At 65.4% G+C, this 24,345-nt stretch carries 15 protein-coding genes and 3 pseudogenes; 8 read left to right on the top strand and 10 right to left on the bottom strand.

Annotated elements, in window-relative coordinates; translation table 11 throughout:
• Positions 1-6 precede the first annotated feature (6 nt).
• The gene (gene dnaE / locus GCT13_RS24050) at positions 7-3,585 is read right to left on the bottom strand and encodes a DNA polymerase III subunit alpha (RefSeq protein ID WP_152762334.1); all 3,579 of its coding nucleotides are present in this window, start codon (positions 3,583-3,585) and stop codon (positions 7-9) included.
• 282 nt (positions 3,586-3,867) lie between these two features.
• On the opposite strand from dnaE, the gene GCT13_RS24045 reads away from it, so the two are divergent.
• Together GCT13_RS24045 and gluQRS are read left to right on the top strand one after the other, a co-directional pair.
• Positions 3,868-4,740 (top strand): sulfurtransferase, encoded by an 873-nt coding sequence (locus tag GCT13_RS24045; RefSeq protein ID WP_152762332.1) that lies wholly within the window; start codon positions 3,868-3,870, stop codon positions 4,738-4,740.
• A gap of 38 nt (positions 4,741-4,778) precedes the next feature.
• Positions 4,779-5,660, top strand: coding sequence for a tRNA glutamyl-Q(34) synthetase GluQRS (gene gluQRS, locus GCT13_RS24040; RefSeq protein ID WP_152762330.1), 882 nt, complete (start codon positions 4,779-4,781; stop codon positions 5,658-5,660).
• Positions 5,661-5,761: 101 nt separating this feature from the next.
• Here gluQRS and GCT13_RS24035 read toward each other — a convergent pair whose 3' ends face one another.
• The 6 genes from GCT13_RS24035 to purT form a co-directional block, all read right to left on the bottom strand.
• Positions 5,762-7,219 carry a DEAD/DEAH box helicase gene (locus GCT13_RS24035; protein WP_152762502.1) on the bottom strand — a complete coding sequence of 486 codons (1,458 nt, stop codon included), beginning with the start codon at positions 7,217-7,219 and terminating at the stop codon, positions 5,762-5,764.
• Between the two features lie 464 nt (positions 7,220-7,683).
• Complete coding sequence (locus GCT13_RS24030) at positions 7,684-9,120, bottom strand: aldehyde dehydrogenase family protein (protein ID WP_152762328.1); 1,437 nt, start codon at positions 9,118-9,120, stop codon at positions 7,684-7,686.
• A gap of 88 nt (positions 9,121-9,208) precedes the next feature.
• Positions 9,209-10,861 carry an acetolactate synthase large subunit gene (locus GCT13_RS24025; RefSeq protein WP_152762326.1) on the bottom strand — a complete coding sequence of 551 codons (1,653 nt, stop codon included), beginning with the start codon at positions 10,859-10,861 and terminating at the stop codon, positions 9,209-9,211.
• Between the two features lie 308 nt (positions 10,862-11,169).
• Complete coding sequence (locus GCT13_RS24020; RefSeq protein ID WP_407670842.1) at positions 11,170-11,541, bottom strand: MliC family protein; 372 nt, start codon at positions 11,539-11,541, stop codon at positions 11,170-11,172.
• 75 nt (positions 11,542-11,616) lie between these two features.
• The gene (locus GCT13_RS24015; RefSeq protein WP_321574599.1) at positions 11,617-11,790 is read right to left on the bottom strand and encodes a DUF6726 family protein; all 174 of its coding nucleotides are present in this window, start codon (positions 11,788-11,790) and stop codon (positions 11,617-11,619) included.
• A gap of 78 nt (positions 11,791-11,868) precedes the next feature.
• Positions 11,869-13,083, bottom strand: coding sequence for a formate-dependent phosphoribosylglycinamide formyltransferase (purT, locus tag GCT13_RS24010; protein ID WP_152762322.1), 1,215 nt, complete (start codon positions 13,081-13,083; stop codon positions 11,869-11,871).
• 303 nt (positions 13,084-13,386) lie between these two features.
• On the opposite strand from purT, the gene GCT13_RS24005 reads away from it, so the two are divergent.
• On the top strand, positions 13,387-14,001 hold the full coding sequence (locus tag GCT13_RS24005) for an META domain-containing protein (protein ID WP_152762320.1): 615 nt from the start codon (positions 13,387-13,389) through the stop codon (positions 13,999-14,001).
• A 186-nt stretch (positions 14,002-14,187) separates the two neighbouring features.
• The gene (locus tag GCT13_RS24000; RefSeq protein WP_152762318.1) at positions 14,188-18,420 is read left to right on the top strand and encodes a DNA translocase FtsK; all 4,233 of its coding nucleotides are present in this window, start codon (positions 14,188-14,190) and stop codon (positions 18,418-18,420) included.
• Between the two features lie 42 nt (positions 18,421-18,462).
• Here GCT13_RS24000 and GCT13_RS23995 read toward each other — a convergent pair whose 3' ends face one another.
• Both GCT13_RS23995 and GCT13_RS23990 read right to left on the bottom strand, forming a co-directional pair.
• Complete coding sequence (locus GCT13_RS23995; protein WP_152762316.1) at positions 18,463-19,008, bottom strand: antimicrobial peptide resistance and lipid A acylation PagP; 546 nt, start codon at positions 19,006-19,008, stop codon at positions 18,463-18,465.
• A 183-nt stretch (positions 19,009-19,191) separates the two neighbouring features.
• Positions 19,192-20,391: a lactonase family protein gene (locus GCT13_RS23990; RefSeq protein WP_227746981.1), complete on the bottom strand. Its 1,200-nt coding sequence runs from the start codon at positions 20,389-20,391 to the stop codon at positions 19,192-19,194.
• 358 nt (positions 20,392-20,749) lie between these two features.
• Between GCT13_RS23990 and GCT13_RS23985 the strand changes: the two genes are divergently transcribed.
• Positions 20,750-20,905, top strand: coding sequence for a DUF3096 domain-containing protein (locus GCT13_RS23985; protein ID WP_087734508.1), 156 nt, complete (start codon positions 20,750-20,752; stop codon positions 20,903-20,905).
• Positions 20,906-21,153: 248 nt separating this feature from the next.
• On the opposite strand, the gene GCT13_RS23980 is transcribed toward GCT13_RS23985, so the two are convergent.
• Positions 21,154-21,399: a hypothetical protein gene (locus GCT13_RS23980; RefSeq protein WP_152762312.1), complete on the bottom strand. Its 246-nt coding sequence runs from the start codon at positions 21,397-21,399 to the stop codon at positions 21,154-21,156.
• Between the two features lie 254 nt (positions 21,400-21,653).
• On the opposite strand from GCT13_RS23980, the pseudogene GCT13_RS51260 reads away from it, so the two are divergent.
• The 3 pseudogenes from GCT13_RS51260 to GCT13_RS23970 form a co-directional block, all read left to right on the top strand.
• Positions 21,654-21,851: pseudogene (locus GCT13_RS51260) on the top strand (trehalase-like domain-containing protein); the annotation flags it as partial.
• 261 nt (positions 21,852-22,112) lie between these two features.
• Positions 22,113-23,801, top strand: a pseudogene (locus GCT13_RS23975) (glycoside hydrolase family 15 protein); the annotation flags it as partial.
• A gap of 231 nt (positions 23,802-24,032) precedes the next feature.
• A pseudogene (locus GCT13_RS23970) lies at positions 24,033-24,345 on the top strand (polyhydroxyalkanoate depolymerase); the annotation flags it as partial.

Genomic DNA, 24,345 nt, shown 5'->3' with positions numbered 1-24,345 from the left:
GATCGGTCAGTACACGATCTCGATCGCGCTACCTGAAAACTCGTTGCGCAACGCGGCGAGCAATTCGTCCGTCGGCTTCACGCGCCACGCATCGCCGAGCCGCACCTCGCCTTCCGCGTTGTCGCTGCGATAGACGATCTGCACGGCGAGACCGTTAGGCATCGGCGCGGACAAGCGCTGCCCACGGCTCATGTCGCCGCCTTGGCCATTCTGCCCGTACTGACCGCCACGGCCGCTGCGGCTCGGCGCGGCAGCGGGCGCAGCGCTTTCGGCGTCTTCCGGCTTCGCGCAATGCGCTTCGAGCACACGCCGCAGCGCATGGGCGTCCGCGTTGCCGTTCATCCGCACCTTCACCGCCTGCGCATAGCGCGTGCGTGCACGGCCGAGATCCATCGGCGTATCGACGGTGAAGCGGATGCCGCCCGTGAACGCGTCGTTGCGCGCCTGGCCCTGCACGACGAGCAGTTCGTCTTCCTTGAAGAGCTGCTTGTGCGCCTCGAACTGCTCGTTGAAAACGGTCACTTCGCACTGGCCCGTGCCGTCGTCGAGCAGCGCGATCAGCATCTTGCCGCGCTGAGTCATCTGTGTGCGCAGCGAAACGATGACGCCCGCCACCAGCTTGTCGCGCCCTTCCTTCAGCTCGCCGATTTTCTGCCGCACGAAGCGGCGCACTTCGTCCTTGTACGCATCGAACAGATGGCCCGACAGATAGAAGCCGAGCGCCGTCTTTTCTTCCTGCAGGCGGCGCTTGTCCGGCCACACAGGTTCGTCGACGAGCTCATGGCCTTGCGACGGCGCATCGCCCATGTCGAACAGGCCCGCCTGCATCGCGTTGGCGCTCGCCTGATCGGCGGCTTCCATCGCGAGCGACACCGATGCGAGCAGTTGCGCGCGGTTCGGGTGCAGCGAATCGAACGCGCCCGCGCGAATCAGCGCCTCGATCGTGCGACGGTTGACGATGCGGCGATCGATACGGTTGCAGAAATCGAAGAGATCGACGAACGGCCCGCCTTCGCGCGCGCGCAGGATTTCTTCGATTGCGTTCTGGCCGCTACCCTTGATCGCGCCGAGGCCATATCGAATCGTGCGCGAGCGCTTGCCGTCGCTTTCAGCGACCGGCTCGAAGCGATACGCGGACAGATTGATGTCCGGCGGCAGCACGGCCATCTTGTTCGCGAGGCAGTCTTCGAACAGGATCTTGACCTTGTCCGTGTCGTCCATCGCGAGCGACATGTTGGCCGCCATGAATTCGGCGGGATGATGCGCCTTGAGCCACGCGGTGTAGTACGCGAGCAGCGCATAGGCCGCCGCGTGCGACTTGTTGAAGCCGTAGCCCGCGAACTTCTCCATCAGGTCGAAGATCTCGTCCGACTTCTCGCGCGTGAGGCCGTTGGTCGCTGCGCCCTCGGCGAAGATTTCGCGGTGCTTCGCCATTTCCTCGGGCTTCTTCTTGCCCATCGCGCGACGCAGCAAGTCGGCGCCGCCCAGCGAATAGCCGCCGATGATCTGCGCCATCTGCATCACCTGCTCCTGGTAGACCATGATGCCGTAGGTCTCTTTCAGAACAGGCTCGACGCGCGGGTCCGGATACTCCACTGTTTCGCGGCCATGCTTGCGCGCGCAGAAGCTCGGGATCAGGTCCATCGGACCCGGACGATACAACGCGACGAGCGCGATGATGTCCTCGAAGCGGTCGGGCTGCGCGTCCTTCAACATGCCCTGCATGCCGCGGCTTTCCAGCTGGAACACGGCGACGGTATTCGCTTTCTTGAGGATCGAGAACGACGCGGGGTCGTCGAGCGGCACTTGCGAGAGCGACCAGTGCTCCTTCGACGGATCGAGTCGGCGGATATAGCGCTCGGCCCAGTCGAGAATCGTCAGCGTGGTCAGGCCCAGAAAGTCGAACTTCACGAGGCCGACGGCTTCGACGTCGTCCTTGTCGTACTGGCTCACCACGCCGCTTTCGTCGCCCTGCGTATAGAGCGGGCAGAAGTCGGTCAGCTTGCCGGGCGCGATCAGCACGCCGCCCGCGTGCATGCCGACGTTACGTGTCAGGCCTTCCACGCGCTGCGCGAGCTCGAGCAACTGGTGCACTTCGTCTTCGTTGTCGAAGCGCTCCTGCAGCAGCGGCTCTTCCTTCATCGCGTCGGCGATGGTCACATGCTTGCCGGGCTTGAACGGAATCAGCTTCGCGACGCCGTCCGTGAACATGTAGCCGAGATCGAGCACGCGGCCGATGTCGCGCACGGCCGCCTTCGCGGCCATCGTGCCGAACGTCGCGATCTGCGACACGGCATCGGCGCCGTACTTCTCCTTCACGTACTGGATCACGCGATCGCGGCCGTGCTGGCAGAAGTCGATATCGAAGTCGGGCATCGATACCCGTTCCGGATTCAGAAAACGTTCGAACAGCAGGTTATAGCGCAGCGGATCGAGATCGGTAATGCCGAGCGCGTATGCGACGAGCGAGCCGGCGCCCGAGCCCCGGCCCGGCCCGACAGGCACGCCGTTGTTCTTCGCCCAGTTGATGAAGTCCGCGACGATCAGGAAGTAGCCGGGGAAGCCCATCTTGATGATCGTGCCGCATTCGAAGTCGAGACGCGCGTAGTACGTCTCGCGCTGCGCGTCGCGTTCGGCTTGATCGGCGTATAGCTGCTCAAGACGCTTCTCAAGCCCTTCCTTCGAGAGCTGCACCAGATAGTCGTCGAGCGACATGCCGTCCGGCGTCGGGAAGAGCGGCAGCTTGGGCTTGCCGAGCTCGAGCATGAGATTGCAGCGCTTCGCGATTTCGACGGTGTTGGCGAGCGCGGACGGAATGTCCGCGAACATCGCGGCCATCTCGTCTTGCGTGCGGAAATACTGGTCCGTCGTAAAGCGCTTCTGGCGACGCGGATTCGCGAGAATGTCGCCCTCGGAAATGCACACGCGCGCTTCGTGCGCGGTGAAGTCGTCGGCCGTCATGTACTGCAGCGGATGCGTGGCGACGACAGGCAGCTTCAGCGATGCGGCCAGTGCGACCGCCTGCTGCACGTACGTCTCGGCGCCCGGCTGCCCGCTGCGTTGCAGTTCGATATAGAACGCGTTCGGAAAGACTTTCGCCCAACGCGATGCATTGCGCTTTGCGGCTTCCTCGTTGCCCGCCGCGAGCGCGATGCCCACGTCGCCGTGCTGCGCGCCCGACAGCGCAAGCAGCCCCTCGGCGAGGCCGCTTTCGAGCCACGCCGCCTCGACTTCCGCGCGTCCGCGATACTGGTTCGTGAGCCACGCCTTCGACAGCAGTTCGCACAGGTTCAGATAGCCGGTCTTGTTCTTGACCAGCAGCAGAAGACGCGAAGGCTTGTCGCGGTCGTCGGGATTCGTGATCCAGACATCGCAGCCCGCAATGGGTTTGACCCCTTTGTCACGGGCTTCCTTGTAGAAACGGACGAGACCGAATGCGTTGCCGAGATCGGTGAGCGCGAGCGCGCCCTGACCGTCTTTGGCAGCGGCGGCGACGACGTCGTCGAGGCGCACGATGCCATCGGCAATCGAGAATTCGGAGTGAACGCGGAGATGGACGAAGCGGGGATCTGACATGGGCGACATTGTAACCCCGCCCTCCCGAAAATTTTCGGCAAAACGGCCCTGAACCGGCCCGTTGGCCATCCGGCCAGGCGGGCTCGCACGTGGGGCTTTTACGGTGGCGATCCGCGCGCGTGTGGGTCGGCCATTCGGCCTATCCGTCCGCAAGTCAATATGCCGCCCGGCGGATTGCGAAGCGATCCGCAGGATGAGGGATAATACGGACTCGAACCCATTCCCTGCCGTACACGTGCTGCGCCCGCCATCGATGCGCGCCGGGGCACGGCGCTTTATCGCTGGACCAGCATGAATATCCTGAATCTCTCGGCTTATCAGTTCTCGACACTCGACAAGACGGTCGAATGGCGGCCGCTCGTCACCGCCCGCTGCAACGAACTCGGCTTGCGCGGCACGATCCTGCTCGCGCCGGAAGGCATCAACCTGTTTATTGCCGGCGAAATCGCGCAAGTGCGCGAATTCATCGACTACATCCGTCACGATCCTCTCTTCGAGGGCAAATTCGCCGAGCTTCAGTTCAAGGAAAGCCTGTCGGAGACGCAGCCGTTCCGCCGCATGCTGGTTAAGCTCAAGCGCGAGATCATCACGATGAAGAAGCCGGCCATCAAGCCGGAACTGGGGCGCGCGCCCGCCGTCGATGCGCGCACGCTCAAGATGTGGCTCGACCGCGGTCACGACGACGCGGGCCGCCCCGTCGTGATGCTCGACACGCGCAATGCATTCGAAGTCGACGTCGGCACGTTCGACAACGCGCTCGATTACCGCATCACGAAGTTCAGCGAGTTTCCGCACGTGATCGAGCAGAACCGCGCGGACCTCGAAGGCAAGACGGTCGTGTCGTTCTGCACGGGCGGCATTCGCTGCGAGAAGGCCGCGATCCACATGAAGGATGCCGGCATCGAAAACGTCTACCAGCTGGAAGGCGGCATTCTGAAGTACTTCGAGGAAGTGGGCGGCGCGCACTACAACGGCGAGTGCTTCGTGTTCGACTATCGCACCTCGCTCGATCCGAATCTGCAGCCGACGGCCACCGTGCAATGTTTCGGCTGTCGCGCCGTCGTCACGCCGGAAGACCAGAAGTCGCCCTTCTATGTGCCGGGCAAGACCTGCGCCGCTTGTCATCCACAAGTGCAACACGCCAGCGCGGCGCGTGCCGCGTAAAGCGCACGCTGCGATGGTTCGATGCTGACGCTCGCGGCATGACGATCTATCGCGGACGTTTCGCCCCGTCGCCGACCGGCCCGCTGCATTTCGGTTCACTGGTCAGCGCGCTCGCAAGCTGGCTCGACGCGCGCGCGCATCGCGGCACATGGCTCGTGCGGATCGAAGACATCGACGGTCCGCGCACCGTCCCCGGCGCGGCCGAAAGTATTCTCGAAACGCTCGCGCGCTTCGGCATGGTGGCCGACGAGCCGCCCGTCTGGCAAAGCCGGCGCATGCCGCTTTATCAGCAGGAATTCGAACGCATGCAATCGACGGGGCTCGTTTATCCGTGCGGCTGCACGCGCAAGGAGATCGCCGATTCGCTCGTGCATGCGCACGCGCGCCATACGACGCTCGCCTATCCCGGCACCTGCCGCAACGGCCTGAACGGCAAGCCGGCGCGCGCGTGGCGCTTGCGCGTGCCCGACGGCGATGCCGCCATCGTGACATTCGACGATCGCTGGCAAGGCCCGCAGACACAGAACCTCGCGACAGAAGTCGGCGATTTCGTCTTGCGCCGGGCCGACGATCAGTGGGCGTATCAACTGGCCGTCGTCGTCGACGATGTGGATCAGCGCATCACGCATATCGTGCGTGGCGCGGACCTGCTCGACTCGACGGCACGTCAGATTTATCTGCAACAGTGCCTGGGCGTGCCGACGCCCTCTTATCTTCACGTGCCCGTCGTCACGAATGCAGACGGAGAAAAGCTCAGCAAGCAGACGGGCGCGCTCGCGCTCGACGCAAGCCGGCCGCTCGTCGCGCTCAACGAGGCCGCGTTGCATCTGGGGTTGAAGCTGAGCGGGACGGCAGCGTTGTCGCGAGAAGCGTTTTACGCCGAAGCGATCAAGGCGTGGTCCGAGCGCGTGAAACGCTAAAGCGTCCACATAGCGCAGAAAAGAAATAAAAACGGCGCCAGCAATGGCGCCGTTTTCAGCTTGTCTCGCCGTTCGGCTTGAACACCAACGGCCGCACGATATCAGTTCGAAGAAGTCGTCTTGCGCGGCATCCCGAAACCGCCCAGCAGCGCAGCAAGCGGCTGCTTCGAAGCGGGCTTCTGCTGCGCGGCGGGCACCTCTTCGCGCTTGGCGGAAGCCGACACGGCCGAAGGCGACGGCTCGTACGGCTTCAAGAAGAAATCGTCGACGGGCTGCTGACGATGATGCGCCCCGTGCGACGGACGCTCGTGCGCACCCGTCGTGCGACGGCGGCTGCCGCGGTCGTCGCGATCGCGCCGCGAGCCGCGCTCGTCGTGATGATGACGCACGGGCGTGTCGACGGCGAGACGCTGCACGTCCAGCGGACGCTTGATCAGCTTCTCGATGTCCGCGAGCTGCTTGCGCTCGTTCGGGCTGAACAGCGACAGCGCATCGCCCGATGCGCCCGCGCGGCCCGTCCGGCCGATCCGGTGCACGTAGTCTTCGGCGTTGAACGGCAGATCGAAGTTGATCACGGCAGGCAGTTCGGCGATATCGAGACCGCGCGCCGCCACATCCGTCGCCACCAGCGCTTCGATTTCGCCGCGCTTGAACGCGTCGAGCGCCTGCATCCGTTCGCTTTGCGTGCGGTCGCCGTGAATCGCCGTCGCCACCACGCCGTCGCGTTCCAGCTGGCGCGCGAGACGGCTCGCGCCGATCTTGCTGTTGCAGAACACGATCACCTGCTTGAGGCTGCGTTCGCGGATCAATTGCACGACAGCGCCTGTCTTGTCGCCCTCGGCTACTTCGAAGACGATCTGCGTGACGTTGGTCGCCGTCGAGTTGCTGCGCGCGACTTCGATTGTCTGCGGGTTGCGCAGATAAGTGGACGCGAGCTTCTTGATTTCCGGCGAAAAAGTCGCCGAGAAGAGCAGCGTCTGACGCTCGCTCGGCAGCAGGTTCAGGATGCGCTGCAGATCGGGCAGGAAGCCCATGTCGAGCATGCGGTCGGCCTCGTCGAGCACGAGCATCTGCACCTGGCCGAGATTGGCCGTCTTCTGCTGCACGTGATCGAGCAGGCGCCCCGGTGTCGCGATCAGGACTTCGACGCCGCGCCGCAGTTCCGCCGATTGCGGGTTCATATCGACGCCGCCGAATACGACGGCACTGCGTAGCGCCGTGTGCTTCGCGTACGACTGCACGTTCGCAGCGACCTGGTCGGCGAGTTCGCGCGTCGGCGTGAGGATCAGCGCGCGGACCGGGTGACGCGCGGGCGACGCGCTCGTATTCGCGAGCGGCAGCAGACGCTGGATGATGGGGAGCGCGAAGCCCGCCGTCTTGCCCGTGCCCGTCTGCGCGGCGCCCATCACGTCCCGGCCGCCCAGCACGACGGGGATCGCCTTGGCCTGGATCGGCGTCGGCGTCGTGTATCCCTGTTCCGTGATGGCTTTGAGGATGTCGGCGTGCAGACCGAACTGGTCGAAGGTCACGGTGTTGGGCGTGGTTGCTGTGTCGGACATGGTGGCTTTCGCTAAAAATGCGCTTGGGCGGAACAGCTTGCGCGTTGCCAAAGGCGGGCGCCCGGGCGTCCGCTCAAACTCTCTTGCAGCTTCTTCTGCAGCGGCCGGGGCCGCGGAGGGCATCAGGATGAAGGCGGAGCCACGGCGTCCCGCACAAGGTCCGTTCTGGTATCACCAGGTATCGGCAAGCATGCGGCCGGCTCCGGCCGGCGGAAACATCCGCCGGAAAGGCCGGTATTGTAGCACTTCGGCCCGAGGCCTGTTCTCACGCGAAGCGGGCCCGCGTCGACCCGGGGGCGGCCGCCCCGTCGTCCGGCACGCCGTCCGTCTCGAGCGGGGACGGACCGTGTCCGACGCGGGCAGCGTAGACGGCGAACGAGTCAATCCGGTGACAGCCGCCTGACACGCGCATGACGCAGCAAACAGCCCGCATCGGCCAGCGCCCCGCCCATGTTCACCCAATCTCACCACGTCTCGCGCATCACCATCAGGCGCGGCTCCGTCATGTCCTCGATCGCGTAGCGGATGCCCTCGCGCCCGAGCCCCGAGTCCTTCACGCCGCCATACGGCATGTTGTCGACGCGGAACGACGGCACATCGTTGATGACCACGCCGCCCACTTCCAGTTCGTCCCACGCCTGATGCGCGTGCGCGAGCGAATCGGTGAAGACGCCCGCCTGCAATCCGAAGTCGCTGTCGTTGACGGTCGCGAGCGCGCTTTTGAAATCGTCGAACTTTTCGAGAATCGCCACCGGCCCGAACGCCTCCTTCCGGTACAGGTCGGTGTCGCGCCCGACGTGTTCGAGCAGCGTCGCTTCGAACATCGCGCCGTCCACCTTGCCGCCCGCGACGATCTTCGCGCCCGCCTTCACGGCGCTCTCCATCCAGCCCGCGAGCCGCCGCGATTCGGATTCGGAGATCATTGGCCCGACGAAAGTCTTTTCGTCCTTCGGATCGCCCATCTTCAGCGACTTTGTCTTCGCGATCAGCTTCTCGCGCAGCGCGTCGTACAGCGATGCGTGCGCAAGAATCCGCTGCACGCCAATGCAGCTTTGCCCCGACTGATAGAACGCGCCGAACGCGAGACGGTCGACGACGTAATCGAGCTTGTCGCGCTGATCGCCATCGACGATCGCAGCCGCATTGCCGCCCAGTTCCAGGATCACCTTCTTCTTGCCCGCCTTCGCCTTCAGGTCCCAGCCGACGGCGGGCGAGCCCGTGAACGACAGCAGCTTGAAGCGCTCGTCGGTGGTGAAGAGATCGGCGCCGTCGCGATGCGCGGGCAGGATCGAGAACGCGCCTTTCGGCAGATCCGTTTCCGCGAGCACTTCGCCGATGATCAGCGCGCCGATCGGCGTGCGGCTCGCCGGCTTCAGCACGAACGGCACGCCTGCCGCGAGCGCCGGCGCGACCTTGTGCGCAGCCAGATTCAGCGGAAAGTTGAACGGCGAGATGAACGAGCACGGCCCGATGGGCACGCGTTTCACGTACGCGTGATAGCCCTTCGCGCGCTGCGAGATTTCGAGGTTGATGATGTCGCCGTCGATGCGCACCGATTCTTCCGCCGCGACCTTGAACGTATCGATGAGGCGCGTGACTTCGCCGCGCGAATCGTTGATTGGCTTGCCTGCCTCGATGCACAGCGCCATCGCCAGTTCGTCGAAGCGCTCGCGAAAGCGCTTCACGCAATGTTCGAGCACGGCCTGGCGCTTGAACGGCGGAAACGCGCGCAGCTCGGGCATCGCGGCGACGGCGAGGCCAATCGCCTTGTCGATCGCTGCCGCATCGGCGAGCGCGACGCGTGTCGCGACTTCGCCGCTGAACTTGTCGGTGACTTCGAGATCGGTGTTCGCGGCTACCGCAACATTCGCGAGGTAGTACGGGTAACTCTTCTGCAACATGACACGTTCTCCTTGATCCGATCAAAGGAGCGCAGCGACGGCCGTTCCGCGTCCGCCGCGCCGCGCGCCGGGAAAATGCGGCGACATGTCAAAGCTGCGCCGACAGCCGCTTGATCTCGCGATTGAGCACGCGCTCGTTGTCCGAGTAGTCGATGGGCACGTCGATCACATGCACGCCCGGCGTCGCGAAGCACTCGCGTACGAGCGGCGCGAATTCGGCCGCCGACGCGATCCGGTGTCCCTGCGCGCCATAGCTCTTCGCGTAGTCGACGAAATCGGGGTTCTTGAGCGTCATCCCGTAGTCGGGGAAATTCATGTTCTCCTGCTTCCAGCGGATCATGCCGAACGCGTCGTCGCGCAGGATCAGCACGACGAGGTCGAGCTTGAGGCGCACGGCCGTCTCGAGCTCCTGCGAGTTCATCATGAAGCCGCCGTCGCCGCACACGGCCATCACCTTGCGCTCGGGCAGCACGATCTTCGTCGCGATCGCCGACGGCAGCCCCGCACCCATCGACGCGAGCGCATTGTCGAGCAGCAGCGAGTTCGGCTCGTGCGCGCGGTAGTAGCGCGCGAACCAGATCTTGTACATGCCGTTGTCGAGACAGATGATCCCGTCGACGGGCGTCGTCTCGTACACATCGTTGACGATGCGCACCGGGTACATCGGGAAGCGGTCGTCGTGCTGGCCCTTCGCGAGATGCGCTTCGAAATGCTCCTTGATCTCCTTGAAGCGCGCGAAGTCCCAATGGTCGCCCTTGCCCTGCAACGCCTCCTTCATTTGCCACACGGCATTGGCGATATCGCCGACCACTTCGATCTGCGGGAAGTACACGGGGTCCACTTCCGCGCCGAGAAAGTTGACGTGAATCACCGTCTTCTCGCCCGCATCGGCGCCGCGCATGAAGAACGGCGGCTTTTCGATCACGTCGTGGCCGACATTGATGATGCAGTCCGCGTGATCGATCGCGCGGTGCACGAAGTCGCCGTCCGACAGCGTCGCGTTGCCGAGCCACAGCGGATGCGATTCGTCGATCACGCCCTTGCCCATCTGCGTCGTGAAGAACGGGATGCCGATCTGGTCGACGAATTCGCGCAGCATCTTGCGCGTGGTCTTGCGGTTGCCGCCCGCGCCGATCATCAGGATCGGATGCTTCGCGTCCGCGATGGCCTTCACCGCGCGCTCGACGGCCTTCTCTTCGGCGACGGGCCGGCGGCTGTAGCTCTTCGGAATCGGCTTGCCGTCGCCCTCTTCGTGCGCGACGTCTTCGGGCAGTTCGAGATGCGTGGCACCCGGGCGCTCTTCTTCGGCCTGACGGAACGCCTCGCGCACCGACGCGGGAATATTGCCGATCGACACGATCTGCCGCGTGTACTTGGTGAGCGGCTCCATCATCCGCACGACATCGACGATCTGGAAGTGGCCCTGCTTGCTCGACTTGATCGGCTTCTGGCCCGTGACCATCAGCATCGGCATGCCGCCGAGCTGCGCGTAGGCGGCCGCTGTCACGAAGTTGGTCGCGCCCGGTCCGAGCGTCGACAGGCAGACGCCCGTGCGGCCCGTGAGGCGGCCATAGGTCGCGGCCATGAAACCGGCCGCCTGTTCGTGGCGGGTGAGGACGAGCTTGATCCGGGAGCGGCGCAGCGATTCGAGGAGATCGAGATTTTCTTCGCCGGGAATGCCGAACACGTACTCGACGCCTTCCGCTTCCAGCGATTTGACGAACAGATCCGATGCTTTCATGTGAAGTCCCGCTTGACGAACGAACGCAGACCGGGCCGCCATCGCGGCGCGCGGACAAGGATGATCGAAAACGATGACGGCCGCGCAACGGCATCAGGAAGAAGCGCGGCTTGTGCGTCGCAGACAGCTTACTCCGGGTGGGGAAATCGTGTCGGCGTGCGTCCACGATGCGTGGGGCAGGCCGCGAGCAATGAGCGGGCGCAACGTGAGGCGCGAGGGAATTTAAAGCGGAACGAGGGTCGGGCCCGGCGCGGGCGTAACTGCGCCGGGCGGCATCAGCGAGGCATTAGCAACGCATTAGCAGAGCATCAGCGCACGATCGTCACGCAATCGGACAGCATCGGCGGCGCATTCTCTCCGAGCATTGTGTCGTACAGCGTGGCCTGCGGGCCTTTCGTCCACCATGTATAGCTCGCCGCCTGATACTTCGCGCCCGATCCCGACAGCACGTTGACGAACAGCATCTGCTTGCCCTTGACGGGCAGGATCGCGAAGCTCTGTCCGTTGCTCGTGTTCAGATACGTGACGTGCAGAATGCGGCCCGTCGCACAGGTGTATTTCTGCGTCACGCGATGGGTGGTCCTGATGTCCGGCAGCGGCATCAGGTCCGCAGCGCGGGCCGCGCCCGACACAGCGGCGATCGTCAGCACGCCCATCAACGCATACTGCCTCATGCTCATCGAAAGCCTCGTTTCTGAATGACGCAGCGACGCCGCTGTCGCCTCATCGCACAACCGAACGACAACGAGCGCGGCTCAAGGATCGATCACGTCGGCGCATGCGTCCGTCGGCGCGGCGGCGGCGTGGCCGACCACGGGCACGATCTTCAGCCCCGCTGATGCAATCCGGCATGGCGCGGCAGCAAGACCGCAGCCGCTCAGCGCCGCCATCAACACGACGGCCGATGCGAGCAGCGCGGCACGCCGCACAAGTCCGCCGCGTTGCGCACCACCTGCCCGCTTCGCTTTCACATGCTGCTCCTCACCTGCGCCGCATCTACGTACCGACTACTTCGCCGACACCGGCTTCACGGCCGCCGCTGCCTGCTTCGCGCGCTGACGCGCTTCGCCGATGTCGCGCCCCGTCGCGAGCGCCACGCCCATGCGGCGCTTGACGAAGCTCTCCGGCTTGCCGAACAGGCGCAGATCCGCATCCGGCACGGCGAGCGCCTGCGCGACGCCTTCGAATGCGATGCCCGCTTCGTCGAGCCCGCCGTAGATCACGGCCGATGCGCCCGGCGCGCGCAGCGACGTATCGACGGGCAGACCGAGGATCGCGCGCGCGTGCAACTCGAACTCGGACAGACGCTGCGATGCGAGCGTCACGAGCCCCGTGTCGTGCGGACGCGGACTGACTTCCGAAAACCATACGTCATCGCCGCGCACGAAAAGTTCCACGCCGAAGAGGCCCCGGCCGCCGAGCGCCGCCGTCACCTTGTGCGCGACTTCGCGCGAGCGTTCGAGCGCGAGCGGGCTCATCGGCTGCGGCTGCCACGATTCGACGTAATCGCCCGCCACCTGCACGTGGCCGATGGGATCGCAGTAGTAGGTCGAAGTCAGCTGCGTGGCGGGATCGATTGCGCGCACGGTCAGTTGCGTGATCTCATACTCGAAGTCGATAAAGCCTTCGACGATCACGCGCCCGTAATTCACGCGCCCGCCTGCCATTGCGTACTGCCATGCCGCTTCGACGTCGGCGTCGCTCTTGAGCACCGACTGCCCCTTGCCCGACGACGACATCACCGGCTTCACGACACACGGATAGCCGACCTTCGCGATGCCCGCCTTCAGTTCTTCCAGCGAATCGGCGAATGCATAGGGCGAAGTCGGCAGGCCGAGTTCCTCGGCGGCAAGACGGCGGATGCCTTCGCGGTTCATCGTCAGTTGCGTCGCGCGCGCCGTCGGGATCACTTCGGCCACGCCATCGGTTTCGAGCGCGGCGAGCGCGTCGGTGGCGATGGCCTCGATTTCCGGCACGATCAGATGCGGGCGCTCCTGTTCGACGAGCGCGCGCAAAGCCTTCGCATCCGTCATGTCGATCACGTGCGCGCGATGCGCGACCTGATGGCCCGGCGCGTTCGGGTAACGATCGACCGCGATCACTTCGACGCCGAGCCGTTGCAGCGCGATGATCACTTCCTTGCCCAGTTCGCCCGCACCGAGCAGCATCACGCGCGTGGCGGAAGTCGAAAGCGGTGTGCCGATGCGTTGGCCGATCTGCATGGAAACTCCAGAGAATTTTTACGAACTGCGGGTGGAATGAATGACTGCGGCGATGTTAACATGCGCGGCCCCTGCGCCTGCGCGCCGCGCGTGCCGATAAACCGTCCGCAGGCCGCGCTTCGAGCCGGAGAATTGCAACGGCTGTACGCGATGCATCGTGCATGGACGCATCCGCGCCGCCGGGCATTTCGCCTATGCGCGCATAGGCGCGCCTATGTGTTTTGCCGCGCGCGTTTGCGCTCGCATGCGGCAAGCGTAGTGCGATACCCTTACGCCTTCGCCAGTTTAGAGAGGAACGACGACATGCAGCCCACGTCCGCCACGCCACGCGACGCAAGCTCGAACGCAACATCCGGCGCATCGTCGAATGCACCGGGCGCTGCATCGTGGGCATCGTTCCGACGCCGCGCGAAACACGCGACGACCGCGCGGGCCCTGCTTGCCGCCGTGTCGATGGCCGCGCTGCTCGGCGCCTGCGCGATGCCGAAGCATCCCGACGTGGAAGCCGCGCCGCCCGATCCCTTCAACCCGGCGGCGACGCAGCTGCTCGACAACACCGACTGGCAACTGAGCGGCTGGAAGATGTCCGGCGGCGGCACGCGCGACGTGCCGGGCGGCGCGAGCGGCGAACCGGTCACGCTCGTGCTGTCGACGGAAAGCGGCATGCGCCGAGCGAGCGGCTTCTCGGGATGCAACCGCTATACGGGCACCTACATGCTGAAGGACGGCAAGCTCAGCTTCGGCCCGCTCGCGGGGACGCGCATGGCGTGCGCGACGCCGGGCGGCAAGATCGAAGCCGCGTATCTCGATGCGCTCGCACATGTCGAGCACTCGGGCGTCGACATGCGCAAGCCGCAGCAACTGCAACTGATCCTCAACAACGGCGACACCCTCGTGTTCGCGCGGCGCGGCCAATGACGGCGCGGCCGGCGAGCGTCCGCACTGAGCACGATGCGCGTCGAGGCGCTCACTCGTGCGTTGCTGCCGCATCACGCGCCGATGCCCGCGCGCCGCATGCGACGCCGGCCTTCGAAGCAGAATGCTTCGTCCGATTAAACTCGACGGGTTGCGCGAGCGCGCGCCCGTCATTCGTTGATGTCTAGCATGCAAACGGTAGTTTTCGGCTGGTTCGGCGCTTCCGCCGTCTGGTTTCTTCCCCTCGTGTGGCGTCTCGTGAAGTCCGTGCTGCCGGGCGGCGCGGGGCTGCGCGGTCCGGGCACGATCAGGCTGTGGCTCGGCTTTGTCTGCGTGCTGGTCGCGAGTTGCACGCTGGAGGCGTCGCTGATCGACGCGCCGGGGCTCGATGCGTTCGGTCACGCGCTGGCGGCGGGGTTCGCGCACCTGATGGGGCGCGTCGCGACGCCGCTCGTGATGCTCGGTCTGCTCGGGCTCGCGCTGCCGTGGCTGATCGGATTCAGGTGGTCGTCGTTCGTCGCGTGGTCGAATGACGCGTTCGGGCTCGGGCTGTCGAAGCGCGCCCGCGACGACGAGCCGCGCGGCCATCACCGCGCCGCCACCGATACGGCGCCTGCGCATAGCAGCGCGCCCATCAACACGATGGCGCCGAAGAACAACGGACGCTATGCGCGGCCGACCGTATGGCGGCCACCCTCGACGGCGCGCGGCTCGAATGCTGCGGCGGCTGGCGCGGCGAGCGCAGGTGTGGCGCAAGAGACGATGGGAATGCCTTCGGGCGCATCGGCGGTATCGTCGTCCGGTGCGGCAGCTGCGGGTATCGGGCGCGGGACGAGCGCAGCTGCGAGTGGGATAGCGAGTGGGACTACAAGCGGAATGACGGGCGGCGGCGCGGGAAGCGGCGCGGGAAGCCGCGCGGGCAACCGCCAGCCGAACCGTCCGACGCCGTGGACGCCTGCCGAGCCCACGGCACCCGCCGGCTGGCTCAGCGCCGACGCGCAGCGCCCGCATTCGCGCGAGAGCATCCCGGCATCGATGGAAAGCGCGCGCGTCGCGGCCACGCCGCCGACCGTGTTCGGCAGCACTGCGGCGCTGCAATCGTCGAAGGCGGCGGCCCAGGCGGCCGCGCGCGGCGTGTCGGTGAATCCCGCTGTGTCGTCGGCGCGCGCGGCGTCTTTGCGCGCCGCCACGCTCGCGCAGAGCGGGCGGTCGCAGAGCAGCCAGTCGATTTCGACCGGGCCTTCCTCATCGGCCCAGACGACGCGTCCTGCAAGCCCGCCTGGTCTGCCGGGCACGCGCCGTGGCATGTCGCAGCTCCGCGCGCCCGCCTATACGCGGGCGAATCCGCCTGCTCAGCCTGCCGCGCCCACGACGAGCGTGCAGGAAACGTTGCGCAGCATCGAGGAAAACGCCGCGCGCTGGACGACGCTCGCGGGCGCGAGTCTCGCGCGGCGCTCGGCGGGCGACCTGTCGCGGATCGCCGAGACACCGCCTTCGGCAACTGCCGTCGATCAGCCGGCTGCCGCGCAGACACCGCCTGTTGCCGCGCCAATGACGCCCGTGGCTCCCGTTCCGCAGACGGGCATGAATGCGGCCATTGATGCCGCGGGCAGCGGCATGGCCGCTAACGTCGCAGCCGTCACCGCCGTCGATCAGGCCGTGTCGGCACTCGAAGCGGCCATCGGCGCCCGTCATGCCGGCAATGCGTCAACGATCGCGCCGCAGTCCGATGCAGCCGATGCGGTTGCGCACGCGCAGCCGTCTGCCGTGGCAAATGCCGCTACAGCGATGGAACCCGTCGCCGTGCCGGGTTCCGCTGCCGAAGATGAGCCGCGAACGAGCGCAGCGAATGCTGCAGTCGCAGCGGCAAGCTTGACCGCTCGCGAAGCCGCAGCGCCGGACGCAACCCCTCCCATATCGGCGGATGCAAGCGATTCGACGGCTGGACAAAGCCCGGACGCTTCGCACACTGCTGAGCCTGTCGCGCATACGACAGTGGCTGCGGCACCTTCGGAAGAAACAAACGAAGACGCTGCGACGCGCATCGAAGTGCCGCACGCGCCGACGACTGCAAACGTGGTCGCTGACGCCCAACAGCCGCACGCTGCCGCGCCCGACTCGCCCTCAGCCAACGATGACGCGATTTCGACTGTCAAGCCCCAACCGCACGCCGGCGCTGCGCACGTCACGACGCAAAGTCAAACGGCAGAGCCAGCCATCGAACAGGGGAGCACGACGCCGTCATCGTCCATAGCGAGCGAAATCCCGGCAGCCCACGTCGATCACGAGCCAGCGGATACGGCGCGCGCAGCCGCATCGCCGACAGCAACGACGACGCCCGCCGCCTACGATGCGCCTACGATCGACCACGCAGCGGAATCGAACCAGCCCGAACCGCAAAGCAATCATCCGGCTGCGGCTCATTCAAACACTGCCGCCGAAGAAACCGAATCCGCGACAGAGGTAGCAGGTCAGCAACCCGATCACGCGCAGGCAAACGAAGCCGCCGCCTCCAGGCTCGCGCCATGGGACGCGATCACGCAATCCGTGACGCTGCTGCGGACCGCTTCCAGCCATGACCGCGCGCCCGTATCGAACGCGTCGGCGTACGACGCCCCTGTCGCGCCGCTGCATACGATCAGTCCACTTGCCGTCGGCGGCAACCCGCCCGACGTCGAACCGGCTGACTTTGCGAACGAGGAGCCCCAAGCGCACGTAGCATCGAACATCGTCCGCTTCCCCGGCGCCGCACCCGTCGCGACGGCGCAAGCGCCTGACCAGCAAGCCGCCGACAGCCTCGCGCAACCCGCGCACGACGAAGCGCCGACGCCCGCCCAGACGCCCGACGCAGAAGACGCGTCGCAAGCGCAAGCGCCCCGCCCTGCCGTGCGTGGCCACAGCGGTCCCGCGTTCGAGTTCCATGCACCCTCGGCGTCGCACATCGAGCTGCCCGGCCTCGATCTGCTCGCGCCCGCATCGGCCGACGCCGAGCCCGTCAGCGAAGGAAAGCTCGCCGAAACGAGCGCGCTGATCGAGCAGCGCCTGCAGGAATTCAAGGTGCCCGTGACGGTCGTCGGCGCATCGGCGGGTCCCGTCATCACGCGCTTCGAAGTCGAGCCGGCGCTCGGCGTGCGCGGCAGCCAGATCGTCGGACTGGTGAAGGACCTGTCGCGTGGACTCGGCCTGACGTCGATCCGCGTCGTCGAGACGATTCCCGGCAAGACCTGCATGGGTCTCGAACTGCCGAACGCAAAGCGCCAGACGATCCGTCTCTCCGAAATTCTGCAAGCCGACGTCTATCAGAAGTCCACGTCGAATCTGACGCTCGCGATGGGCAAGGACATCACGGGGCACCCCGTCGTCACCGATCTCGCGAAGGCGCCGCACATGCTGGTCGCGGGCACGACGGGCTCGGGCAAGTCGGTTGCGATCAACGCGATGATCGTCTCGCTGCTGTACAAGGCGACGCCCGAAGACGTACGCCTCATCATGATCGACCCGAAGATGCTGGAGCTTTCCGTGTACGAAGGCATCCCGCATCTGCTCGCGCCCGTCGTCACCGACATGAAGCTTGCCGCGAACGCGCTCAACTGGTGTGTCGGCGAAATGGAGAAGCGCTACCGGTTGATGTCGGCCGTCGGCGTGCGCAATCTGCAAGGCTTCAACCAGAAGATCCGTGACGCCGAGGCGAAAGAGAAGAAGATCGGCAATCCGTTCTCGCTGACGCCCGACGCGCCCGAGCCGCTGTCGCCGTTGCCGCTGATCGTCGTCGTGATCGACGAGCTGGCCGACCTGATGATGGTCGCGGGCAAGAAGATCGAAGAGCTGATCGCGCGTCTCGCGCAAAAGGCGCGCGCAGCGGGCATCCATCTGATTCTCGCGACGCAGCGCCCTTCCGTCGACGTGATCACGGGCCTCATCAAGGCGAACATTCCGACGCGCGTCGCGTTCCAGGTCTCATCGAAGATCGACTCGCGGACGATTCTCGACCAGATGGGCGCCGAATCGCTGCTCGGCCAGGGCGACATGCTGTTCCTGCCGCCCGGCACCGGCTACCCGCAGCGCGTGCACGGCGCGTTCGTCGCCGACGAGGAAGTGCATCGCATCGTCGAGCATCTGAAGCAGTTCGGCGAACCGGAATACGTCGAGGGCATTCTCGACGGCCCGGCAACGGACGGCGGCGGCGCGGGTCAGGACCTGTTCGGCGAGACGCCGGATGCGGAAGCCGATCCGCTCTACGACGAAGCCGTCGCGTTCGTCGTGCGCACGCGGCGCGCGTCGATTTCAGCGGTGCAGCGGCAGTTGCGCATCGGCTATAACCGCGCGGCGCGCCTCGTCGAGCAGATGGAGACGGCGGGCCTCGTGTCGGCGATGGGCATCAACGGCAGCCGCGAAGTGCTCGCGCCGGGGCCCGCCGAGTAAGCCACCTGCCGTCGACGGGCCGCTTCCTGGGCAACCGCGATATCAAAACTCGTAGCGGCTCCAGAAGAACGCGACATCGCCCTTGGTGACGCCGGGAATGCCCGGAATGAACGTGCCCATCACGGACGCCTTGCGATAGCGGATCGAGCCGACGGGCAACACGAGCGGCACGGGCAGGTAGTGCGCGACGTCTTCGCGCGCGGTGAAACCCGCGAAGTAGCCGCCGCCCAGCGACAGTCCGCCGGCCACGGGCTTCGTGTACCACTGTCTCGCCCAGCCGCCGATCGGCTCCGGGTTCTCGTGCGAATCGAGGAACACGAACGCGAACAGGATGTCCTCGTTGCCGTTTTCGTCGGTGAAGTGCTTGCCCGCACCACCGCCCCACGACCGGGAATTGAGCGACTGGCGCTCCTCTTCCGTATAGCCGTTGATGTGCCAGCCGTAGCCCGTCACGTAGAGATCCCACGTGCCCTGTTTCGCGACGCGCTCGATACGCCGGCAGGCGCCCGCGAGCCATTCCGTCGAATAGCTGCAGCTCGCCTCCGCGAACGCAGGCGCGCTGAAGAACCCGCTGCACGCGCCGCACATCGCGCCCGCTGCGATGAATGCGGCGCTTGTCCTCGTCTTTGTTTCTGTCCTCGGCCTCGGTCTTCTCCTGGTTAGCGTCGTTCTCATCGCGCGTTCCGTTGTTGTTCGCGTCAGCCGGCAGCACAACCGATGACAACCGGCGACATGCCGGCGGACTCGTCCGGATCGCTCAGGTCACGGCAATCAGGACGGCAGCACCCATTTGAAGTCGACGGGCGATCCGAGATCGATCCGTTTCGGATTCGCTTCCAGCAGGCCGCTTTGCTGATCGCGGCGGAACACATAGGCCGTGTCGCTGTTCTGGTTGCCCACGATCAGCCATTGCCCCGTCGGGTCGATCGAGAACTCGCGCGGCGCCTTGCCGAGAGTCGACTGACGGCCTGCCTCGCGGATATGGCCGCTACCGGGATCGACCGCGTAGATGACGATTTCGTTCGCGTCGCCCCGGTTGCTGGCGTAAAGAAAGCGCCCGTCCGGCGACAGATGGATCGCGGCCGCCGCGACCTGCCCCTTGAAGCCGGGCTTGGTCATCGGCACGACTTGCAGCTGCGTGAGCTTGCCGTCGTCGTAGCGGAAAACGGTGACGGTTGCGGTCAGCTCGCTCGTCAAATATGCGTATTTGCCGTCCGCGCCAAACACGAGATGCCGCGGACCGGAGCCGGCCTTCACATCGGTATAGCGCTTCTCGGTGGGGCCGAACAGGCCGCGGCTGCCGTCGGGCGTGTAGCGGTACGAATAGAGCTTGTCGGTGCCGAGATCCTGCGCGAACAGATATTTGCCGTCGGGCGAGAACACGGTCGAATGCACGTGCGCGTTGTCCTGGCGCCCCTTCACGGGACCGCCGCCCTCGTGATGCACGGTCAGCACGGATGCGCCGACCTGGCCGTCCGCCTGCAACGGAAAGACGGCGAAGCTGCCGCCGGGGTTCGCAGCAACGGAGTAGTTGGCCGTCGTCAGATATTTGCCGTCGGGCGAAATGCTCAGATAGCACGGATCGTTGCCATCCGACGAAACGCGGTTCAGGAACGTCAGCTGTCCGCTCTTCGCATCGAAGGCAAACGCGCTGATGCCGCCGCGCTGCGTCGCGGGACCGTTGTCGCCCGGCTGCTCGTCGACGGAATAGACATGGCGGCCATCGCGCGTCGCGATCACATACGACGGGTTATCTGTCTTGATCGACGATACCTGCGTCGCGTCGCCCGACTTCGTATCGAAGCGGTAGACGGAGATGCCCTCGCTCTTCGGCCCGGTGTAGGTGCCGACGATCAGATCGTAGATACCGTCGGCGGGCGCTGCGGCCGGGCCTTGCGCGAAGGCCTGCTTGCTGATGACAACCGACGCAAACGAGGCAATCGATACCATGAGTGTCAATCCTCTTATCATCGAACGTAGTGCGGGGCGGAAGCGAGAGCCGGCCGAACGAGGGGAAACCCGGCAATTGAAAGACTGTGGCACGGCACACGCTACTCCTCGTATACGACGCTGCATGACGACCTCCTGGCGATACGGGTTATTCGGATTGTGCGTGTCGCTGGTCTGCCGCGCGGCTCGATCGAAGCGTGCCGTTATCGTGACGGTTGCATGGCGAGACGGCGGCCGTCGCGCTGCGCGCCCTCGTGGCGGGGGCTGGTCGTCGATGTTGTAGCTGGGGCAAGTATAGAAGCGTTGCTCGCGATCGCACAGTCACGCGGGCACGCGCAGGTTATCGCTCACAGCAGTCAAGTCCAACAAAGGAGTCGCCATGAATATCCATGTCACCCTCGGCCCGCTCGTCGCGCTGATCGCCGGCATTCTGATCCTGATCGTGCCGCGTCTGCTCAACTACATCGTCGCGCTGTATCTGATCATCATCGGCCTGATCGGGCTGTTCGGCGTCGGCGGCACCATGCATTTCTGACGCGCGCGTGCAGGCGCCCATGCGGAGCGCCTTGCTTCGATTCGCTGCGCGTGGCGAACATGCGTGAAGCCGGGCACATGCGGCGCTGCGAGCGCGCGCAGTGTCGAAAGAATCGCAGCGCACGTGCACGCAACGCATCGACACGCGTGTCGACGCACGGACGGCCTGTTGCACGGTCCGGATGCCTGTTGCATGTCATTCGCCGCGGCGCGGCAGCGCGATCACCGGACGATGGGCGCTAGCGTGCGTCAACCGTTCGAAAGTTGGTCGAGGCGCCAGCGTCCCTGCAACGACAGCCCGCCGACGGCATAATGACCGTCGGCGTCGCTATGGCGCTTGAAGCAGGCTCGTTCGATCAGAAATGCCGCGGCCGTTTCCATCCCGTTGCGCGTGAGGCCGAGCGTGCGGAAGTCGAGTGGCAAGAGCGAGTCGTCAGGCAGTTCACTCGCGGCGGAGAGAATCGTGATGCAGTCGGATTTCGACGGGTTCAGCATGGCTATATTTCCTCGAAATCGGCACTGTGCTGCATGCTGCAACACCGGGCGCCGGTGGGCGGCGATTCGTCAGAAGTCACGTTCGAATCGATTGTAAGCAGCCAATACGCGGATTGCCAATACTCGAAGTGCTCGCTGGTGTACGAACCAAAACGCATCGCGCGAGTCAGGTAACAACGACGCTCGCGCACCGTCTGGCGCTGTGCGGGAGCGTACTTATTACACGCTGACCGACCGCTATAGACCGCTTTATCATGCCTGCACGTATCGAAGACTATGCACTCATCGGCGACGGCCACACGGCCGCGCTGGTTTCCCGCGATGGCTCCGTCGACTGGCTTTGCTGGCCGCGTTTCGATTCGGGGGCCTGCTTTGCCGCCCTGCTCGGCACCGAGGACAACGGCCGCTGGCTGATCGCGCCCGCAGCCGACACGAACGCCGCCGATACCGCCCACGACGACTTGCATGCCGGCGCGCAACAGCACGAAGAAGAATCGCACTGCGCGACATCGAACGCGAAGCAGGAGCCAAAGCCGGACGAAAAGCCCGTCCCGAGGCAAGCCGGAAAGCGCCCCGCACAAGCAGCCGGGAGCGATGGCCGCAAAGCCCGCACGAAGGCAGCGGCGCGGCGCACGAACGTCGCGGCGCGGCGCGCCCACGAAGAGCAGCATCAAGGCGACGACAGCACGGCGCGCCAGCACGGCTACGCGCGCTCGACGCGCCGCCGCTATCGAGGCGAAACGCTGATTCTCGAAACCGACTTCGAGACACCGGAAGGCGCCGTCACGCTGATCGATTTCATGCCGCCCGGCAATGGGTGGTCTGAGATGATCCGCATTGTCGTCGGCAAGCGCGGCACCGTGAAGATGCGCATGGAACTGGTGCTGCGCTTCGACTACGGCTTTTCGATTCCATGGGTCAGCCGCCTCACGCACGACAGCGGCATCAAGGCGATCGCCGGCCCTGACACCGTCGCGCTGCGCACGCCCGTCGATCTGCGCGGCGAGAACATGAAGACGGTCGCCGAGTTCACGGTCGCCGAAGGCGAGCGCGTGCCGTTCTCGCTCACGTATTCGGCATCGCATCTGCGCATCCCGCCCGCACACGATCCGCATACGGCGCTCGCCCGTACCGAGAACTACTGGCTCGAATGGGCCGCGCGCGGCACCGTCGAGGGCAAATACGCGCCCGCGATCCGCCGCTCGCTGCTGACGCTGAAGGCGCTCGCCTATGAGCCGACGGGCGGCATCGTCGCCGCGCCCACGACGTCGCTGCCCGAGCGGATGGGCGGCTCGCGCAACTGGGACTACCGCTACTGCTGGCTGCGCGACGCGACCATCACGCTGCTCGCGATGATGCGCGGCGGCTACTACGACGAAGCGCGCGCATGGCGCTCGTGGCTCGGCCGCGTGATGGCGGGCTCGCCGGAACAGTTGCAGATCATGTACGGCCTCGCGGGCGAACGCCGCTTGCCGGAGTTCGAACTCGACTGGCTGCCGGGGTATGAGGGCTCGAAGCCCGTGCGCGTGGGCAACAACGCCGTCGGCCAGTTGCAGCTCGACGTGTATGGCGAAGTGATGAACGCGCTGCATCTGGCGCGCGTCGGCGGCTTGCAGGCCGACGAAACCGCGTGGAACGTGCAGTGCGCGATGCTCAAGCACCTCGAAACGATCTGGGAAGAACCCGACGAAGGCATCTGGGAAACACGCGGCGGCCGTCAGCAATTCGCGTTCTCGAAGGTGATGGCGTGGGTCGCGTTCGATCGCGCGGTCAAATCGGCGGAAGCGTTCGATCTGCCCGCGCCGCTCGACCACTGGCGAGCGGTGCGCGCGCACATTCACGCGGATGTCTGCGCGAAAAGCTGGAACCCGGAGCTCAACGCATTCACGCAGACCTACGGCGGCGACGCGCTCGACGCGAGCGTGCTGCTGATGCCCCTGCTCGGCTTTCTGCCGCCGTCGGACCCGCGCGTCGCGGGCACCGTCGATGCGATCGAAAAGCATCTGGTGCACGACGGTCTCGTGCTGCGCTACCGCACGACGGAAGTCGACGACGGCCTGCCGCCCGGCGAAGGGACGTTTCTCGCCTGCAGCTTCTGGATGGTCGACAACCTGGCGCTGCAGGGGCGTGTCGAGCAAGCGCGCGAGATGTACGAGCGGCTGCTGGCGCTGGCCAACGATGTCGGGCTGCTCGCGGAGGAGTACGATCCCGTTTCCGCGCGGCTTGTAGGTAATTTTCCACAAGGGTTTTCCCATGTGGCCCTCGTTCATACGGGGCTGAACCTGATGAAGCACGAACAAGGCATGGCAAGCGCCGCAGGCCAGCCGCCCCACGACGGACAAGGCCGGGAACCGCCGGCTGGCACAGCAGATGCTGGTACGGAATCGTCACCTGTCGTCTAAAGAAAACTCCCGCCTTGACGATGACGTGAATATGACATCCGGTGCGTGCGCTAACGAACTGTTGTTGCATTGCACAAATCGTATGCCTTCTATATCATCGAATGAAGTTGACGGCCGATAATTGTCGCCATTCGCCACTAACAAAGTCCACACGTAACCAAAAACGGCCCGCCTCGTCGCCGCGCTTCAAAACACGCTGCCGTGCGCGAACCGCTTAACGCCGGAGCCCCCATGCTCTATCAATTTCACGAATTCCAGCGGGCACTCCTCAGCCCGCTTACCGCCTGGGCTCAGGCTGCTTCGAAATCGTTTGCGAATCCGGCCAGTCCGTTCGCCTATGTGCCAGGCGCCACCCGCCTGTCCGCGGGCTACGAGCTGCTGTACCGCCTCGGCAAGGATTACGAAAAGCCCGAGTTCAACCTGCATCAGATCGTCAAGGACGGCCGCAACATTCCCATCGTCGAACAGACGATCGTCGAAAAGCCGTTCTGCCGTCTGCTGCGCTTCAAGCGCTATTCCGACGACAGCGACGCCGTCACGCAAC

Origin of the sequence: Paraburkholderia franconis (genome assembly GCF_009362735.1) — a bacterium.
GTDB classification, from domain to species: Bacteria; Pseudomonadota; Gammaproteobacteria; order Burkholderiales; family Burkholderiaceae; genus Paraburkholderia; species Paraburkholderia franconis.
This window is presented reverse-complemented; position numbering and strand designations above follow the sequence as displayed.